A 17,871-nucleotide genomic window follows, 5' to 3' on the forward strand; every position below is an offset into this window, starting at 1 on the left:
ATCATCACGCGGCCCGTTCGTCCAGGGCGCCCGAATAGGCGATCACGCCAGCGAGCAGGGCCGCGCCGGCGGTGAGGGCCGACAACACGACGCCGAAAAAGCCTACCGAGCTCCAACCGTCCTGGCTGTGCTTGAAGGCGTTGATCAGCCCCAGGATGCACATCACCGCGAGTGCCGCGGCGTACAGCAGGCGCGGGCCCCGACGGCGAGACCGAAAGCTGAACAGGGCGCCCACGAGCGCGAACGCCAGCGCCAGGGCGCCGGAGACCAAAGCGATGGCGATCGACCAGGCGGAGAAGTTCGTCCACTGCAGCTCGGCCGTCCGCAAATAGGTGATGTCCGTCGCCAGGGCGAAGACGAAGAGGGCGATTGGGAACGCCAGCAGCAGGCGGTTCCCAGCCTTCAGGACCGATCTCGGCGGTCGACTCGACCCGTGCATGCGGCTCCTCGGCGGCGCTTCCCGCATGGACGAATTCACCGGCGCCCAATCAGTTCCGGTCGTTCGCCCTACCGCTGCGACCGACAGCTCTCCGAGGCGAGCGCTGCAATTCGTTGTTGCCCCTCACCTGCCGCAGCGTCTCATGTTCGGCACATGCGACCTTGGATACAGCAGACGGCTTTCACCTCTCCCGGGCGACACGCGGCGCGCCTCAGGGCGATCGGCGATGAGCCTGCGTCCGTCGTCGCCGCCATCCAATCGCTGCTGATCCATGGTGAGGCGATGGAGCACTACGGTGTCACGGCATAGCCGTTCAGCCGCGAAACGCTCTCCGCAAGCGCCGGCTGGACGAACTGCTGAGCGTCGCCCCGCGACCCCTCACAGCGCCGCGCCTCCCTCACGCGCGGTCCGTCGGCGCCTGCCGAGACTACGCAACGCTCGCCTGCTCGACCTTTCGCCAGCGCGGGCATGCCGCCCGAGTGCGCTGCGGCTTTGCCGCCTGTTTCGGGGGCTCGCCATGGGAGGACCACTGGTTCTGCGAACTCTGGTCAAGCGGACGCTGGCGTCGAATCGACGCCCAGCTGGATCCAGTTCTCCAGCGCGCGCTCGCGATCCGTATCGCGGCGGACGATGCCCCCTCCGCCCTGTTCATGACCGGCCACGAAGCCTGGAAGGCTTGCCGGGCTGGCGGACTCAGCGCCGACAGCCTGGCACACGGCGGTGAGGCGGCTGGCATGTGGTTCGTCGTCGTCAATCTCGTCCGCGATCACCCGGCGCTCGCAGATCGGCTGACGTCACCCTGGGATGGATGGCGAAGGGCGGCCTCGACCCCTCCGACGCTCGACGCCGCAACCCTCGCAGGCGCCTGGTGGAGAGGCTCTTAGGTGGAGAAGGACCGCAATGCGGCAACACCTGACATTGAGTTGGAAGCCGAGAAGGGACCTTCGTGGTCGGGCTATGTCCCTCCCGATCCTCGTGCTCGCACCGATGCACTTGCTAGCCGCTGGTCGCCTCTCAGGGGAAGCGATCAGTCCAGCCCGAGGGGCCATGCTACAGGAATTTGCGGTCGCCTGTTGCGCTTCCTTCACCAGCAGGCAAAGTCCCCTCGCTGCCTCCACGTCGGCGACATCGCTTGGACGAGGTTCTGGGAGTTGATGATGCGCAAAGCTCTCTATCTTGGCGCCTTGATGGCGACAGCGATCGCCGCAACGGCGCACGGGGCGCCAGTGACGCTCACCTACGACACCTTCAACGAGAACAAGAGGCTGCTTACAGCGATCGACGCCAGCACGCCCGTTCGGTTGGACGGCCTCATTCCGGATCGAAACGGCGGCGCCTTGGGGCAGACGTTCACCTTCGTCGCCGGATCGAGCGATCTGTCGATGAGCGCCGGCTGGCGGGTCGCGCCGCCTGAGGTCCGCACCATCGGCGTGAACATCGATCTCTTCGATGCGGCGAACAACCTCGTCGCCTCCGACGTGTTCAGCGGCGTGAGCGGTGATCTGGCGGCGTCTCAGTTCTCCACCTCAGGCCTGACCGTTGGCGCCGTCTACACGCTGCAATTCACCGGGACGGCTCTGGAGGGCGGGCGTTACCAGGTGGACTTGGCCGCGGGCGCGGCGCCTCCGCCGACCCCGCCGACGCCGGTCGTGCCGACTTCCCCCGAAGTCTCGCTGTTCGACACGTTGTCGGGCGGCAAGTTCTACGGCCGCGTCTTCGACCATGGCGACTCCCTGCTGATCGATGGTGTGTTCGGTGAGAGCGGCTCGATCTTCAACGTGGCGAACCTGACGCTGACCGGCGGCCCGCTCTCTGGCGGGATCACATGGCTCGTCGCACCCGGCGATCTGCGAACCATCGGCGTCAACGTCGACCTGTTCGATGCGGCCAACATGCTCGTGGCCTCCGACAGCTTCATGGGCGTCACCGACGGACAGGCATTCTCGAACTTCGCCGTGGATGGGCTGATCGGCAACTACAGGCTGGTGTTCAGCGGCACCGCCACGCAAGGCGGCCGATACCGCATCAACCTCGGGCAGGATCTGACTGCGCCCGGGTTCATGCCTATCCCCACCGGCGGCGGCGTCGTGCCCGAGCCGCAGTCGTGGGCGCTACTCTTGGTGGGCTTCGGCAGCATGGGCGTGGCCCTGCGGCGGCGACGCGCGGGATGGTGTCAATTAGCGCCAATGTGCCGCTGACGTCGGAATCGTCCCACGGCGCTTAACCCGTCAACAAACCTTCCCAAAGTCGCCAACCGAGGCCCCGGAAGCGGACGTTCAAGCGCGGCGATCACCTTCTCGCTGCTCTTCCTGACGAGCCACGATGCGAGCTAGAGCAACACGTTCGATCCAAGCTTCACATCGGTCGGCGCCCGACTGGTCAAACTTCCGAGGGAGCGGCCACGCGGGGTTGATGTGAGGTGGACGCTTTGCAGGCCAGAGCTGTGGCCCCTCATAGAGGGTGCGCATGAGCTTCGGCCGCGGCGAGCGTCCGCTGCGCCTGCTTCAGGTGCGGGATGTCCAGCATGCGGCCGTCCAGGCCCACCGTCCCGGCGCCCCCGGCCGCCGCAAACGCGTCGATCACGCGACGCGCTTCCGCGGTTTCGACTGCCGACGGGGTGAAGCCGGCGTTGATCACCGCGACCTGCGCCGGGTGAATGGCGATCCGACCCGTGAAGCCCTCTCGCCGCGCCGCCGCGCACGACGCGGCCAGGCCTTCGCTGTCCCTGAAGTCCACGTAGAGGGTCTCGATGGCCTGTACACCCGCGGCATGGGCGGCCAGCAGGGTCAGCGAGCGCACCATCTGATAGGTGAACGCCCAGCCGCCGGCGGGATCGAGATTGGTGCTGGCGCCGATCGCCGCGGCGAGGTCCTCCGCGCCCCAGGTCAGTCCCCACAGGCGTGGAAGGCCCGCCTCCGCGTAGTCGCCGAGCCGGAACGGCGCGGTCGGGACCTCCGTCACGATCGGAAGTATCCGGATCGAGCCGGGCGGGATGTCGCCGACCTGCTCCAGGGCGTCAAGAAAGTGGCCGAGCCGCGCGACGTCGGCGGGACCCGCGGCCTTGGGCAGCATGATCCCGTCAGGCGCCGCAACGGCCACAGCGGCCAGGTCCGCCAGCGCTTGCGGAGACTCGAGCGGATTGATCCGCACCCAGAGCTTCGCGGTCCGTCTCCCGACCGGGCGGTCCTTCAGGTAGGCGGCGACCCGCTCGCGGGCGTCGGGCTTGGCGGCCGGGGCCACGGAATCCTCAAGGTCCAGGATCAGCGCGTCCGCCGCGAAGCTTTCCGCCTTGGCGAGCTTCTTCTCGCTGTCGCCCGGAATGAACAGGAGGGACCGCACCGTCACGATGCCGGCTTCTTGCGCTGCAGCCCGCTGCGCTTGCAGTGCGCCACCAGGTCACCGTGCTGGTTGAAGGCCTTGTGGAGGAAAACCACGATGCCCTGATCAGGCCGTGTGCGGCTCTCGCGCAGATCGATGATCTCGGTCGTCACCCGGACCGTGTCGCCATGAAAGAGCGGCTTGGGGAAGCGGACCTCGTCCCAGCCCAGGTTGGCGACGGCGGTGCCCAGCGTCGTGTCGCCGACCGAGATGCCGACCATGAGCCCCAGTGTGAAGGCGCTGTTGACGACGCGCTGCCCGAACTCGCTCTCGGTCCGGCAGTATTCTTCATCGAGGTGCAGCCGCGCCGGGTTGTGGGTCATCGACGAGAAGAGGACGTTGTCGGTCTCGGTCACCGTTCGGCGGATGGGATGCTCGAAGGTCTGCCCGATCTGCAGCTCGTCGAACCACTTGCCTGTCATTTCCTTCAACCTCCGCTGCCACGCGTGCGCGCGCTCGCACAGCCCTGCGAGGGTGCGGCTGACACCGGTCTCACGGTACCGCGAAATCCGGCGCTGGAGTCTTCTTGTATCCAGCCTGCACCGTTCCAACTGAGTTGGGGGCCCGGACCGCCACCCACCCGGCAAACCGGGCTCCGATATCCGTGCTCGGACCCAACGGGCGGAATTGCGGGAGAACTGGCGCGGCTATCCCGGCGAGGTCGGAGCAAACCGATCTACACGGCTCGACTGTCCCTCGACCCTCGGCCTGAGCTATCCGCTCCCCTCGCTCGCTTGCTATCGCAACCGACCGGCGCACGTTCCATAGTCCAACCAAACAGTTCCATAATCCAACCCAGCAGACAGAAGCCACGCCGAGGGAAAGCTTGCATAAGATCCTCATAGCCAATCGCGGCGAGATTGCCGTTCGCGTGGCCCGTGCCGCGGCCGATCTCGGCATCGCTACGGTCGCCGTTCACCCCGCTGACGATTCCGGCTCGCTCCATGTCGTCTCCGCGGACGAAGCGATACTTCTTCCCGGCGCCGGTGCGCGCGCCTACCTCGACATCGCAGCGATCGTGGAGGCGGCCAAGCTGGCCGGCTGTGATGCCGTCCATCCAGGCTACGGCTTCCTGAGCGAAAATGCCGCTTTCGCCCGCGCCTGTGGCGATGCTGGGCTCGTCTTCATCGGTCCCTCGCCCGAAACTCTTGAGCTTTTCGGCGACAAATCTCGCGCCCGCGAGCTGGCCCGGCGGCATGACGTCGCCTTGCTACTGGGCAGCGAAGGCCCGGTCTTGCTGGAAGAAGCCCGTGCCTTCTTCGCCGCCAACGGGCCCCTCATGATCAAGGCCATTGCCGGCGGCGGCGGACGCGGCATGCGCGCCGTGATGGAAGTCGGCGAACTCGACCAGGCTTATGCCCGCTGTCGCTCCGAGGCCCAGGCCGCGTTCGGTTCGGCAGATGTGTACGTTGAATGCTTCATGCCCCGCGCCAGGCACATCGAAATCCAGGTCCTTGGCGATGGGGATCATGTGATCGCGCTGGGCGAACGGGAATGTTCGCTTCAGCGTCGCAACCAGAAGATCGTCGAACTGGCCCCCAGCCCGTTCATATCGGCCGACCTGCGTTCACGCCTCATCGCCGATGCGCTCAAGCTAGCGACGGCGGCCCGCTATAAGGGCCTCGGCACCTTCGAGTTCCTCGTGGATGCCGACGCGCCCGGCGCTTGCGCCTTCATGGAGGCGAACGCCCGTGTCCAGGTGGAGCACACGGTCACCGAAGCGGTGACCGGCGTCGATCTCGTCGCGGCGCAGATAGCTATCGCCGGTGGCGCGCGCCTTGCGGACCTAAATCTCGACCCTGCGAACCCCCCGCAGCCGCGCGGCCATTCCATCCAGGCGCGGATCAACGCCGAGACACTGCAGGCGGACGGCAGCACGCGATCATCCGCCGGAACCCTGGCCATCTTCGATCCTCCGTCTGGGCTGGGCATCCGCGTCGATGCGGGCGTCTATACCGGCGCTTTGATCAGCCCCAGCTACGACTCCCTCATTGCCAAGCTGATCGTCCACGCACCCGGTGACTTCGCGGCCGCGGTGAAGCGGCTGCAGCGCGCCCTCAGCGACTTTCATGTCGTGGGTATCGCGAACAATCTCGACCTTCAGCGAAACATCGCCGCCCGGCCCGAATTCCTCTCAGGAGCCGTCGACCCACGCTTTATCGAGCGCCACCCCCCGGAACTCGCCGCGCGCCATCCCGGGCGCCGGGAGCTCGCGATCCATGGCGCTAATGATGCGCTCCCGCCCGAAGCCACCGCGGCGCCGCCGGGGCTCGCGGCCATGGTGGCCCCGATGGCTGGCGTTCTCGTTTCCTTTGAGGTGGCGGAGGGGGAGAGGGTATGGGTCGGCAAGCCCATTGCCGTGCTGGAAGCGATGAAGATGGAGCACGTTGTCACCGCCGACCTCGCCGGCACGGTGCAACGGCTCGTCGCGACGCCGAAGGCGGCGCTTGGCGAAGGCGCGCCGCTCCTCTTCATCGCAGAAGGCGATGTCGCCCCCGATGAAACCGATGAAGAGCGCGAACTCGATCTCGACGCCATCCGCCCGGACCTCGCCGAGGTGCTCGCCCGCGACGAATTTCTGCTCGTAAAGAACCGACCTGAGGCCGTCGCCCGCCGCCGGGCCCGCGGTCAGTTGATGGCGCGCGAGAATATCGAGAATCTCATCGATCCTGGAAGCCTCGTTGAATATGGCGCCTATGCGATCGCGGCGCAGCGCCGCCGCCGCAGCGTGGACGACCTTATCAAAAACACGCCCGGCGACGGCATCATCACCGGCTTCGCTAGCGTCAATGGCCAGCATTTCTCGCCTGAGCGCGCGCGCACGGCAGTCCTGGCCTATGACGCCAGCGTCCTCGCCGGCACTCAGGGCGCCTATAACCATTCCAAGACGGATCGGCTGCTGGAAGAGGCGGCAGCATGGCGGACACCCGTCGTCTTCTACTGCGAAGGTGGCGGCGGGCGGCCGGGCGATACCGACTTTCCGGGCGTCGCGGGCCTCGATGTGCCGACCTTCGCAACCTTCGCCGCACTTTCCGGCCAACAGCCACTGGTCGGTATCACGGCCGGCTTCTGCTTCGCCGGCAATGCCGCGCTGCTCGGCTGCTGCGACGTCATCATCGCGACCAAGGACTGCAATATCGGTATGGGAGGCCCCGCAATGATCGAGGGCGGCGGCCTCGGAGTGCACTCGCCAAAAGATGTCGGCCCGGCCGCCATCCAGCGCAAGAATGGCGTCATCGATGTCTCGGTTGAGGACGAGGTCGAAGCGACGCAGGTTGCGCGCAAATATCTCGCGTTCTTCCAGGGGGCGATGCCGGATTGGACCGCCGCCGACCAGCGGCGCCTGCGCCACGTCATCCCGGAAAACCGGCTGCGCATCTACGACATGCGCGAGGTCATTGATCTCCTGGCAGACACCGGCAGTGCTCTTGAGCTGCGACATGATTTCGGCAAACCCGTCATCACCGCTCTCGCCCGCATCGAGGGCCGCCCCTTTGGCCTCCTTGCAAATGATCCGAAACATCTTTCCGGCGCGATCGATGCAGACGCGGCAGACAAGGCGGCGCGCTTCATGCGCCTCTGCGAAGCGCATGGCCTGCCGATCCTGTCCCTCGTCGATACGCCGGGCTTCATGGTGGGGCTTGAGGTCGAAGCGCGCGCCCAGGTGCGCCACGTGTGCCGGATGATGCTGGCCGGCGCTTCGCTCACCGTGCCGTTCGTCTCAGTTACGATTCGCAAGGGCTACGGCCTGGGCGCCCAGGGTATGACGGCAGGCGGTTATCACTCGCCGCTCTTCAACTTCTCCTGGCCCTCGGGCGAGTTCGGCGGCATGGGCCTCGAGGGCGCCGTGAAGCTGGGTTACAAGAAAGAACTGGATGCGTTCACCGACTTGGCGGAGCGCGACGCCTATTACCAGCGCGCGGTCGCCCAATCCTACGCGCGCGGGAAAGCCATCAACATGGCGACGCACCTTGAAATCGACGGCGTCATTGACCCGGCCGAGACCCGCCGCATCGTGGCCGCCACATTCGCCGCACTGCCGACGCGCCGACCGGGAACGTCGGTCCGACGCTACATCGACGCGTGGTGATATTCCGGCGCCTGCGCTGGCATTGCAGCTTTATTGCGCGAATGATCGCGGCCCTCATAGGCGACGACAACTGGCCTTTGCTGCAACGGGCGTGATCTGCGAACTGCAGGCTCCCCTCCAACCCATCGACAGCGATTGGATCGGGCCGGCGTAGCCCCACGCCTGACGTGAGCTGCAATCAGCAAGTCTACTCGGGGCCCGTCGCCGACGTTGGGCGCGCGCTGGGGGATGGAACCGCTTGCCGAGGTCGCGGGCAGGTCAGATGGCTTATCGCCGTCAGCGCCCCGACCGCGCGGGAGTGTCGCACCAGCTGCCAGCGGGTGGCTCGGCGAGCCTTAACGATTGTTTCGGCTTTCGGACGCGAAGTATCGACCTGTTCAGGGGGAGCGTAAGTCATGAACCCGAAACGCGTTTTGCTGATCGACGACGATCTCGAATTGCTGCGGCAGATGTCGCAAGCCTTCCAGGGCGCCGGCTTCGATGTCGCCGCCGCGCCCGACGGCCGGGTGGGCCTGCTCCGCTTCGACAAGGGGCATTTCGACCTGGTTGTCTGTGACCTCATCATGCCGACGCGCGAGGGCATCGAGACCATCGTCGCGCTGCGGAAGGCGCACCCCGCGCTCCGGATCATCGCCATCTCCGGGGGCTATCGGGTCGGGCCACAGGACTTCCTCGACCTTGCGCGCCACGTGGGCGCAGACGAGACCCTCGCAAAGCCCTTCCGACTTTCGGACCTGCTCGCGCTGTCCGCCAAGGTGCTTGCCGTCCCAGCCGGAAGCGACGTGTGAGCCCACCATCGGACGACGAACTCAACATGATGCGTCATGCCCTGAACAACCTCCTCGGCAAGATCCTCGGGGCCGCGGAGCTCGCCCTGGATCACGCGCGCGAGCTCCAGCTTCGGACAGAGCTTGAGACCATCATCGGCCTGTCCGAGGAGGGCGCCGGGATCGTGGCCCGCCTCGGACCGAGCGCCAGCCAGGACTGAGGCCGTGGAACGGCTCACGTCCACTGCGCTGCGCGAGGTCCTCGACAAGGTGGCGCCGGCCATCGTGGCCGGTTCGGTCAACATCATCAGCCTGGAGGCCATACGCGAGCGCTCCGGCGGACGATGGACCCGCAAGCGAGAGCAGGTGGAAGCCTTCGTGCTGCGCGCCTTCTCGCGGCAGAGCCAGGCCGGCGACCTCATCGTCCCGTTGAACGACGCCGAGTTCGTCCTCGTGCAGCCCAACCTCGGCCGCGTCGCCGCTGTTGGCGTCAGCGCGAACCTGCTTCGCGAGACGCTCATGTTCTTCCTGGGGGCGGCCACGCCCGACGACCTGCGCCTTTTCCAGGTGACTGGCTTCCAGGACGGCGCCCTGGAGGTGGAGGCGATCGATCCGGGCGCTGCGCCGTTGAACCCCGGCGGGCCCGACGTGGCCGGATCGGACCCGGGCATGGTCGCCGCGCCGCGAGACAGCCTGACGTTCAGCCGTCCTGCGAGCTTCCAGCTCGTCGTCGGCGACAAGACCGTCGACGTCACGGTGTCGCCCGAGCCCGTCTGGAACGTCCGCACGCGCGCGGTCGCCTCGTTCCTCTTGCAGCCCACCGTGGCCTTCGCGCGCCCGGGGCAGGCGCCGCGCCATGGCAGCATGTCGGACCTCACGCCGGGGATGGCGGCCGACGTGTGCCTGCATAGCCTTCGCTACGGTCTTGACGCCGCCGCCTCGCAGGACGCGCCGGTCGCCTTTCATCTCGGCGTGCCCCTGGCGGCCATGACCTATAGCAGTTCGCGCTACCGCATCCTCGAGGCGTTGCGCCAACTCGAAGCCCCGATCCGGCGTTTCCTCATTCTGGAGCTGGAGCAACTGCCGGAAGGGTTTCCCCCCGGGCGGCTCGCCGAGCTGGCGAGCATGATGGCGCCCTATGGCCGCGCCGTTCTCGCCCGCGCCGCCAACGAGACGTGCGACATCACGGGCTGGCGGCGCTGCGGGTTGAGCGGCGTCTCTCTCGACACCACGCACATCGGGGCGGACGACCGCGGCGCCCAGGTCCGGCTCGCCCGTTTCGCGGCCAGCGCGGCCGATGTCGCGCGCGAGTGCGTGGCCTACGGCCTGGGATCCCGCAGCCTGCTGCTCGCGGCCTGGTCCGCGGGCTTCACCCACCTCGCGGGCGAGGCGATTCGCGGCGTGATCGAGCGCCCCGCGGCCGCGCGGGTCCTGCCCCAGGATGTGCTTGGCCGGGACACGGCGGCATGAGCGGGGTGGAACGGGCCTTCCTCAACGCCCTCGACGGGCTGGCCTACGTCACCGACGGCGAGGGCGTCGTCCTCAGAGTGGGAGAACCGCGCTGGGATGAGTTCGCCACCGCCGCCGCGGCGGAGCGCGCCCTCGCGTCAGCCGTCGTCGGCCGCAGCGTATTCGACGCCATGGCGGGCGAAGAGGTGCGGGACGCCTATCGCAGGATCCATCGACGGGTGCTGGACGAGCCGAGCGGCCATTTTGGCTTCGAGTACCGTTGCGATGCGCCGGAGGTGGGGCGGCGAATGCGGATGTCGATCAGCCGGGTCTCCGGACCGGGCCGCCGCGTGCGGCTCCTGTACCAGTCCCAGGTGCTCTCGGCCGTCTCGCGCCCCTGGATGAGCCTGTTCGAGCCCCAGCGGATCGTCGAATGGGCGAGGGCCGAGGCTGCGGTGCCGCTCGTGCGCATGTGCGGGTTCTGCCAGCGATTGGCCTGGCCCCCGGACGAGGGTGGTTGGGTGTCCTCCGAGTCCTATTACCGCCTGGGCGGGCCCGCCGACGTGCGGGTGAGTCATGGGGTCTGTCCGACGTGCACGCACAAGATCTGAAATCGGCGGAACGGGACTCGTGTCCGGAAGAGGTGCTGCACCTCTTCCGCGCCATCGCCGAAGCGAGCGGCGCGGTGGCGTGGCGGGCGGATGCGAACGGCTATGTGCGGGCCCTGGCGCCGCGCGAGACCACGGCGTCACTGCAGGACTGGTTGGGTCGCGGCTGGCTTGACCTCATCCACCCGGATGACGTTGAGAGCGTCCGCGCGGCCTTGCAAGAGGCGTCGGCCCGCCGCTTCGCCGAGTTTACCTATCGTGCCTTCGCAGGCGAGGAATACCGCTGGTTCCAGGTCCGCGGCGCGCGGATTCCAGGGCAGGACGGCGAGGCCGATCATTGGCTGGGCCTGATCTCGGACATCGACAGCCAGGCGCGTGAACGCGAGGCCCTGGCGCGCACGGAACAGGCCTATCGCGCGCTCGTCGAGACCACCGCCTCCTTGGTCTGGCGCTGGTCCGGCGAGGAGGGGTTCACCGAAGGCAAGTGGTGGACCTTTCCGACGACATTCAAGGGCGACGAGTGGCTGGAGGCGGTTCATCCGGACGACCGGCAAGGCGCCGCGGCCGAATGGGCGGAGGCGCGCGCCAAGGGACGTACTCTGGTTATGGAGTACCGCGCCCGGACAGAACAGGGGGCTTACCGCTGGTGCCTGTCGCGCGCCGCCCCCGTGCGGGCGCGGTCGGGAGAGATCAGCGAGTGGGTCGGCTCGCTCACGGACATCCACGAGGAGAAGCTCGCGCGCGACGCACTTCGCCGCCGAGATCGCCTCGAAGCGGTCGGCCGTCTCACGGCAGGGGTCGCCCACGACTTCAACAATCTCCTGACCGTCATCACCGCAGGCGCCGAAACGCTGGCGGAGAAGCTGCCCTCAAGCGACCCGCTGCGCAGCGAGGCCGAACTCACGTTGAATGCCGCCGAGCGCGGCGCGGAACTCGTAAGAAGCCTGCTCACCATATCCCGCCAGCAGACCCTAGCGCCCCAGGCGGTGGACATCGCCGAGGCGCTCGAGAGTCTCGCGCGCCTGGTCCGTCGCGTGCTCGGCGAGGATATGCAGGTCCAGGTGGTTCATGGCGCGCTGGCGCTTTTCTGCTTCGCAGACCCTTCGCAGCTGGCCTCGGCGCTGCTGAACCTCTGCATCAACGCACGGGATGCCATGCCGTTGGGCGGACGACTCTGTTTGGAGAGCGCGCCGATCGATCTGGCGGCCGGTGAGGCCGCCCGCCTGGGCGTCGCGCCCGGTCCGTACGTGACGATCTCCGTGAGGGACAACGGGACCGGCATGCCGCCGGACATCCTGGAGCACGCACTCGAGCCCTTCTTCACCACGAAGGTCCCGGGACAGGGCTCCGGCCTGGGACTGAGCATGGCGGACGGTTTCGTCAAACAATCCGGCGGCCACCTCGCGATCACCTCGAAGCCCGGCGAGGGCTCGACGATCCAACTGTACCTTCCCCGCACAGGCGCACCCGCAACGGCCATCGCCGAGCCCGCCCGCGTCCAGCCAGGCGCCGCCGCCGTCGTCCACATCCTCTTGGTCGAGGACGACCACATGGTGCGCGATCAAGTCGCCCGACAGCTCCGCGCCCTCGGGCACCGTGTCACGCCCGTGGCCGATGGGCGCGCCGCGGTGGAGGTAGTCGCGACGGATTTGTCCGTCGTCCTGCTCATGACCGACATCGTCATGCCGGGTGGGATGAACGGCCGCCAAGTCGCCGACCACGCCCGCTTGCTGCGCCCGGACATCGCCGTGCTGTTCACCTCTGGCTATACCGACGACGCTTTCCTGCGGGAAGGGCGGATGAACTCGGCAGACGCGTTCCTCGCGAAGCCCTACCGGCGCGCCAAGCTCGCAGAGGCCGTCGCGGGGGCGTTGTCGGCCACGCCATGAGCCGCGCACGACCCCGCCATGTTCACAATCACCGGTCTCACCGGAACGAGGGTTTCGCTCGGACGAGACCTGTCAATGTCGCGGTTGCATCAGAACTCTGAGCCAACGTCTCAGACGCCAGAAGGCCACATTCGGATCAGGGCGGAGAGCAGACCTTCGACTGCCGTCGGCGTGGCCAGGGTGCGCGTTGCAGGCGCCCGTTCGAGCATGCAGGATGCGCCACCGGCGTTCGACTACGTTCGACTTGAGGATGGGCGTGTGCGGACGCTTGGTCCGCCAGGCGAACAACCCTCGGGGCCGGCAGGTCGCGGACCACGATTAGGGGCGCCCCGCCGGCAGGATTTGATAAGCGGGACCACAACCCCTGCAAGAGGAGGCTGTTATGGCGGCGCAGTTCGACAGGGTCATTCGGGGGGGAACGATCGCCGACGGGACGGGCGGCGACCTGCTGGATGCTGACATCGGAATAAGCGACGGCGTCATCGCCGCTATCGGCAAGGATCTGGGCGCGGGGCGCGAGGAAATCGGCGCCAAAGGCCTGCTGGTCACGCCGGGGTTTGTAGATGTGCACACCCACTATGATGGCCAGCTGACCTGGTCCGATCGACTGACGCCGTCCTCCAACCACGGTGTCACCACGGTGGTCACCGGCAATTGCGGGGTCGGTTTCGCGCCGTGCCGCGAGGCTGATCGTGAGAACCTTGTGCGCCTGATGGAAGGGGTAGAGGACATCCCCGAGGTGGTGATGGCCGAGGGGCTGCCGTGGGATTGGAACAGTTTCCCCGACTTCCTCCAATCCATTGAGCGTAAGCCGCACGATATCGATTACGCCGTTCTGCTTCCGCACTCCCCGCTTAGGGTCTTTGTCATGGGAGAGCGCGCGGTGCGGCTCGAGCCGGCCACCGAAGCGGACCGCGCCGCTATGCGGCAGCTGACCAAGGAGGCCATGCTAGCCGGCGCGGCGGGTTTCGGCACCTCCCGGAACATCCTCCACCAGGCCAGCGATGGGAAGCCAATCCCCTCGATGGCGGCAGAGGAAGCCGAGCTCACCGCGATCGCAATGGGCATGGCCGACGCCGGCAGGGGCCAGATGCAGGCGATCACGGTCACCCAAGATCCTCGGATCGAAGATTTTGAGCTGTTTCACCGGGTGGCGCGGTCGGCGGGTCGCCGTCTGTCTTACACCCTTGTGCCGATAGAGAACCGCCCCCGGCTCTGGCGCGAAGTCATGGATTCAATCCGGGACGAGAATGCCAGCGGCGGGGACGTGAAGGCCCAGGTCTTCAACCGTCCGGTCGGGATCATCCTCGGGCTGGAGACGAACCACCACGCTTTCAGCGCGCATCCCCTCTATGTGGAGCGGCTCTCCAAGCTCCCACTCGAGCAGCGCGTCGCGGAAATGCAGAAGCCGGAGGTGCGCGCAGCCCTGCTTGGCTTCGATGGGCGTTCGGCCAATCCCCTGGCGGGCGCCGTCGGGCGGCTCTGGAACCGGATGTTCCCGATGGGCGAAACGGCCAACTACGAGCCCGACCCATCCACCAGTGTCGCCGCTCAGGCCGCCGCGAAAGGCGTTTCTCCCGAGTCGGTGGCCTACGACCTGCTGCTCGAGGCCGGCGGACGGGCGAAGCTGTTGGTCGCCGCAACAGGGTACGCGAAAGGCAACCTCGACGAGATAAGAGAGCTGCTAACAAGTGAGAACGCCGTTCTCGCGCTTGGTGATGGCGGAGCCCACTACGGCCTGATCTGCGGGCGCGTCGGCCTTAAGGCCGACCTCAACGTCATCGATCTCGACAGGCTGAAGCTTTCGGCGCCGGTCGTGGTGCGCGACCTACCGGCCGGCGGCCGGCGGCTCACTCAGGAAGCCGCGGGCTATGTCGCCACCCTGGTCGCGGGCGAGCCCATCCAGCGTGACGGCGCGCCCACGGACGCCCGACCTGGACGAATGGTCCGGAACGCTGGAATCTGAGGTGGTGCGGCGAATCCTGGCGGCCTGTTGATCCTCGTCTCGCGGTGACCCGTTGAGAGCAGCAGCGGAAGGCGGGGAGGACGTCCGGCCCGCGCCAGTGGGAGACATCGGGCCGCAGCCCGACAACGGACCCGCGAATGGGCCGAAGCGTGAACGCCGGATGCCGCGGTTGACCGACTAGGTGGACTTTGGAATGCGTCGTCGGCGTGGCACGCGAACGGTGGCCTCGCCGTCCATCACGAGTTCGCTCCCGACGTAGATTTCGCAGCGGAGGACAACTCGCGCTGCCGCCTCATCGATGGTGGCGACCGTGACCCGGGCGGAAGCAAGATCGCCGATACGGACCGGCTTGTGGAAATTCAGGGTCTGGCTGAGATAGATCGCGCCTGCGCCGGGCAGGATCGTGCCCACAACGGCGGAGCCGAAGGACGCCGACAACAAGCCGTGCGCTATCCGACCGCGGTAGGCGGTCTTGGACGCGAACGCCTCGTCCATATGCACCGGATTGAAATCGTCCGACGCGGCTGCGAACTCGCCGACCCGCTGTTCTGTGACGATGACCTGCTTTTCGGCAGTCATGCCGATGACGAGCTCATCCAGGATGTAGCCGCCCGACGGGTGAGGTTCGATCATGCGTCGGGCAGTAGTGTCGGCGTCGATGCATCGCCAGCAGAAAAACCAGGGCCGCACGTCCGTCTTGCGCCACTAGCAGGCGTTGGATGGCCGCCGGAAAACCGACATTGAGAGCGGTGCTTCCGACGGCAGGATCGGCTCAGCCGGGCGGCTTCTTCTGCTGGCGGCATAGGTCGTCGATGCACTTTCGGAGATGCTCCGTGTCGACGCCGAGGGCCTCGAGCCGCTTTAGCGCCTCCGGCCTCAGGCCTCCGTGGCTGAACAGACAGCACAGCAGGTCCACGACGGGGTCTCTTCCGCCGTCCGGATCGCCGCCAGGATCGCTAGGCCTGTCGCCGCCTCGCCAGACGGCGCCGGTGACAATTTGCTCGCGGGTGAAGCGTTGCCCGCTGCGGATGGGGCGACCGGCCGCGGGGATGTGGATGGTGCGACCGAGCGCCAGGACGCGGAAGCGGTAGACCCCAGGGGCCGTGGCCGGGTGAAGCAACTCCCAGCGGCCCGCCTCGCTTTGGGTCATCGGCGCCGTCGTCAGACTGCCGTCGGGGCGGGTGATCTCGGCGGAGAGGTGCGCGAAGCCTTCGAACGGCAGTGAGGACTGCGTCAACGTCGCCGTGACCGTCAGGGTGGCGCCCGGCTCCAGGCTGTCCTGCGTCAGCCGGGCCGCTAGCTTGACGTTCGAGTAGGCGAGTATCGACGCCGAGTATCGCAGGCCCCCGAACGCCGCCCCCGCGAACGCGGCGGCCGCGCTCGACAGCTGTCCGCCGGTGACGAACCGGCCCGGCTTGTCCAGCACCATCAGCAGGTGCCAGCGGCCGCCATGCGACGGCTGGCCGGCCTTCTGCATCGGCAGGCTGGCGCGCAGGTGCACGGTGCTCTCGCCATAGGCGAAGCTGATGGTCGGATCGGTCGCGGCGTCCGCTTCGGTGAAGAGGTCGCCATTCGGGCTTTCCAGGGCCATCCGCAGGGCGCGCGGGAGCTGCGCGATGACGACGGCGGTGACTTCGATATCCTCGTCCACGATGTCGAATGGGATGCGGACCACCTGCCCGGGATGCGCCGTCCCCTCCGGGTCGAGCACGATGTCGTTGTTCGTAACGCCGGCGAGGATCTGCAGGTAGTACTTCGCCAGTTCGAAGGCCGTGGCCTCGGTCACCGCCCCTGTCATGAGCAGATAGCCGCCGGTGTTGCTGGCCAACGCTTCGAGGGTCGACGGCTGGACGCCGTCGGCGGTGCCCAGGCCGATGCCGAAAACGCGCTGGCCGATCACGCCGGCCGCCACCTCGGACACGCGCTTGGAGGCCGTCTCGATGCCGTCCGTCAGCACGATCATCGCCTTGGCGTCAAAGAACCCGGCGGCGTCGAGTTTCTGTTTGCCCAGTTCGATGCCGTCGCCGATGGCGGTCCCGCCGAAGGGGTTCGGCGCATAGCCGCCGATCTGCACGCGCGCGGCGAGCCGCCCGGCTCCGATCCCCGCCGCGCCCGCCAGTTGCACATCCATTAGCGGGTGGGGATCCTGGTCGAACGCATTCAGGCCGATGCCCGTGTCGGGGTAAAGCAGATCCACCAGCACGTTCGCCGCGAAGCGCAACAGGTTCGCCTTGTCGCCAAAGCCAGGAACCGCATCCACCATGCTGCCGGAGCGATCGAGGACGAGTTGCACCGCCACGGTGGGCCGCCGCACGCAGTTTCCGCTCAGTGGCACGACGAAGACCTGCCCGGTCTCCAGACAGCGGATCGTTGCGGTGTCGTTCGCGAACGTTCCGATCGCGGTGCAGCCGTAGGAGAAGAACACGCGGGCCTTGCGAACCGGCCCGCCTGCGGGAAGCGAAGTCACGAGCGCCGCGCCATGCACGGCGAACGGCAACCCCGGCGCCGCGATCACCTCGAAGGTGACCGGGACGCAGGCCTCTACCGAGAAGGTGGCTGCCCGCAGCGCGGTGGTTCCGACCGGCGTGTCCGCGTAGTCGAGGCTCGGCGTGTCAAGCGTGATCCCCGTGGTCGGCGAGGGCGCCGCGAACGGCGCGAAGAAGTTCCGGATCGTCTGGCGGCAGACGGCGCAGAACGGGCTTCCCGTGGTGCGCATCATGCAGGCGTATTCGGGCCGGTAGATGTCGCAGTGGAAGTACCGAGCGCCCTCGAAGGTGCCAACGATGCCGTTGCCGACCGGACTTGGCGCGTTGTTTGGGTTGCCGCAATTGGCGTTGTTCATGGTGGGCGACGTCGCCGCGGCGGTGACCAGCGCCGACCACTTCACCATCGCCGGGTCGGGTTGGATGGTGACGTTGGGCTCGCCGGGCTCGCCGTCGACATAGTTGTCGTGCCCGGCCTCTGCGGCGGTCGAGTAATAGTCGTACTCATCGGCCAGGCCGAAGACGGCATGACCCATCTCGTGCACCGCGACTTCTTTCCAGTCCCCAGACGCAACGGAAAGCCAGGCGATCGTTCCGCCGGCGCCCCCCCGCAGCGCGCCGTTCACCAGCACCAGGATCGCATCGTACTCCGGCAACGCCGCGGCAACCGTCTCGCGCACCAGGTCGCCATCGCCGGACAGCAGGCGATGAATGGCGCCGTCCTAGCAGGATGTGGCCTCAAAGTAGGTCGCGGCCGTCGTGCCGACGCCGGCGCCGGCGCCGCACATCAGATCGCCCGCCC

At 67.4% G+C, this 17,871-nt stretch carries 14 protein-coding genes and 1 pseudogene; 9 read left to right on the forward strand and 6 right to left on the reverse strand.

Translation table 11 applies throughout. The features are described 5' to 3' along the window. Nucleotides 1-4: 4 nt before the first annotated feature. A complete protein-coding gene (locus tag QZV94_RS13630; RefSeq protein ID WP_293678449.1) occupies nt 5-439 on the reverse strand; it encodes a DUF2231 domain-containing protein in 435 nt (144 codons plus the stop codon). 356 nt (nt 440-795) lie between these two features. Here QZV94_RS13630 and QZV94_RS25170 point away from each other — a divergent pair. Then, nucleotides 796-957, forward strand: a pseudogene (locus QZV94_RS25170) (hypothetical protein); the annotation flags it as partial. Nucleotides 958-987: 30 nt separating this feature from the next. On the opposite strand, the gene QZV94_RS13635 reads toward QZV94_RS25170, so the two are convergent. Then, the gene (locus QZV94_RS13635) at nt 988-1,209 is read right to left on the reverse strand and encodes a hypothetical protein (RefSeq protein ID WP_293678450.1); all 222 of its coding nucleotides are present in this window, start codon (nt 1,207-1,209) and stop codon (nt 988-990) included. A 114-nt stretch (nt 1,210-1,323) separates the two neighbouring features. Here QZV94_RS13635 and QZV94_RS13640 point away from each other — a divergent pair, with 114 nt between their 5' ends. Then, complete coding sequence (locus tag QZV94_RS13640) at nt 1,324-2,637, forward strand: PEPxxWA-CTERM sorting domain-containing protein (RefSeq protein WP_293678451.1); 1,314 nt, start codon at nt 1,324-1,326, stop codon at nt 2,635-2,637. Nucleotides 2,638-2,890: 253 nt separating this feature from the next. Here QZV94_RS13640 and QZV94_RS13645 read toward each other — a convergent pair whose 3' ends face one another. Together QZV94_RS13645 and QZV94_RS13650 are read right to left on the reverse strand one after the other, a co-directional pair. Beyond that, complete coding sequence (locus QZV94_RS13645) at nt 2,891-3,784, reverse strand: CoA ester lyase (protein WP_293678452.1); 894 nt, start codon at nt 3,782-3,784, stop codon at nt 2,891-2,893. Next, nucleotides 3,781-4,239, reverse strand: a complete 459-nt coding sequence (locus QZV94_RS13650) for a MaoC family dehydratase (protein ID WP_293678453.1) — start codon at nt 4,237-4,239, stop codon at nt 3,781-3,783. The genes QZV94_RS13645 and QZV94_RS13650 overlap by 4 nt, the downstream gene beginning before the upstream one ends. Before the next feature lie 404 nt (nt 4,240-4,643). Between QZV94_RS13650 and QZV94_RS13655 the strand changes: the two genes are divergently transcribed. From QZV94_RS13655 to QZV94_RS13685, 7 genes are all read left to right on the forward strand, one after another. After that, the gene (locus QZV94_RS13655) at nt 4,644-7,907 is read left to right on the forward strand and encodes a carboxyl transferase domain-containing protein (RefSeq protein ID WP_293678454.1); all 3,264 of its coding nucleotides are present in this window, start codon (nt 4,644-4,646) and stop codon (nt 7,905-7,907) included. A 395-nt stretch (nt 7,908-8,302) separates the two neighbouring features. Further along, nucleotides 8,303-8,695, forward strand: a complete 393-nt coding sequence (locus tag QZV94_RS13660; protein ID WP_293678455.1) for a response regulator — start codon at nt 8,303-8,305, stop codon at nt 8,693-8,695. Beyond that, on the forward strand, nt 8,692-8,895 hold the full coding sequence (locus tag QZV94_RS13665) for a hypothetical protein (protein ID WP_293678456.1): 204 nt from the start codon (nt 8,692-8,694) through the stop codon (nt 8,893-8,895). Before QZV94_RS13660 ends, QZV94_RS13665 begins: the two co-directional genes overlap by 4 nt. Nucleotides 8,896-8,899: 4 nt before the next feature. Further along, nucleotides 8,900-10,144 carry a hypothetical protein gene (locus tag QZV94_RS13670; protein WP_293678457.1) on the forward strand — a complete coding sequence of 415 codons (1,245 nt, stop codon included), beginning with the start codon at nt 8,900-8,902 and terminating at the stop codon, nt 10,142-10,144. Continuing rightward, on the forward strand, nt 10,141-10,734 hold the full coding sequence (locus QZV94_RS13675; RefSeq protein ID WP_293678458.1) for a hypothetical protein: 594 nt from the start codon (nt 10,141-10,143) through the stop codon (nt 10,732-10,734). Before QZV94_RS13670 ends, QZV94_RS13675 begins: the two co-directional genes overlap by 4 nt. Further along, nucleotides 10,716-12,620 (forward strand): hybrid sensor histidine kinase/response regulator, encoded by a 1,905-nt coding sequence (locus QZV94_RS13680; RefSeq protein WP_293678459.1) that lies wholly within the window; start codon nt 10,716-10,718, stop codon nt 12,618-12,620. The genes QZV94_RS13675 and QZV94_RS13680 overlap by 19 nt, the downstream gene beginning before the upstream one ends. 382 nt (nt 12,621-13,002) lie before the next feature. Then, on the forward strand, nt 13,003-14,586 hold the full coding sequence (locus tag QZV94_RS13685) for an amidohydrolase family protein (protein ID WP_293678460.1): 1,584 nt from the start codon (nt 13,003-13,005) through the stop codon (nt 14,584-14,586). 177 nt (nt 14,587-14,763) lie between these two features. Here QZV94_RS13685 and QZV94_RS13690 read toward each other — a convergent pair whose 3' ends face one another. Next, a complete protein-coding gene (locus QZV94_RS13690) occupies nt 14,764-15,219 on the reverse strand; it encodes a MaoC family dehydratase (RefSeq protein WP_293678461.1) in 456 nt (151 codons plus the stop codon). 139 nt (nt 15,220-15,358) lie between these two features. Continuing rightward, the gene (locus QZV94_RS13695) at nt 15,359-17,749 is read right to left on the reverse strand and encodes a M64 family metallopeptidase (protein WP_293678462.1); all 2,391 of its coding nucleotides are present in this window, start codon (nt 17,747-17,749) and stop codon (nt 15,359-15,361) included. Nucleotides 17,750-17,871: the final 122 nt, after the last annotated feature.

The sequence above is a fragment of the uncultured Phenylobacterium sp. genome (assembly GCF_902826855.1).
Lineage (GTDB): Bacteria > Pseudomonadota > Alphaproteobacteria > Caulobacterales > Caulobacteraceae > Phenylobacterium.

What these genes read in the sequence shown, in the direction of transcription:
- QZV94_RS13630 (WP_293678449.1), bottom strand. Translation starts at nt 439, where the DNA reads ATGCACGGGTCGAGTCGACCGCCGAGATCGGTCCTGAAGGCTGGGAAC.
- QZV94_RS13650 (WP_293678453.1), bottom strand. Translation starts at nt 4,239, where the DNA reads ATGACAGGCAAGTGGTTCGACGAGCTGCAGATCGGGCAGACCTTCGAG.
- QZV94_RS13660 (WP_293678455.1), top strand. Translation starts at nt 8,303, where the DNA reads ATGAACCCGAAACGCGTTTTGCTGATCGACGACGATCTCGAATTGCTG.
- QZV94_RS13675 (WP_293678458.1), top strand. Translation starts at nt 10,141, where the DNA reads ATGAGCGGGGTGGAACGGGCCTTCCTCAACGCCCTCGACGGGCTGGCC.
- QZV94_RS13685 (WP_293678460.1), top strand. Translation starts at nt 13,003, where the DNA reads ATGGCGGCGCAGTTCGACAGGGTCATTCGGGGGGGAACGATCGCCGAC.
- QZV94_RS13690 (WP_293678461.1), bottom strand. Translation starts at nt 15,219, where the DNA reads ATGATCGAACCTCACCCGTCGGGCGGCTACATCCTGGATGAGCTCGTC.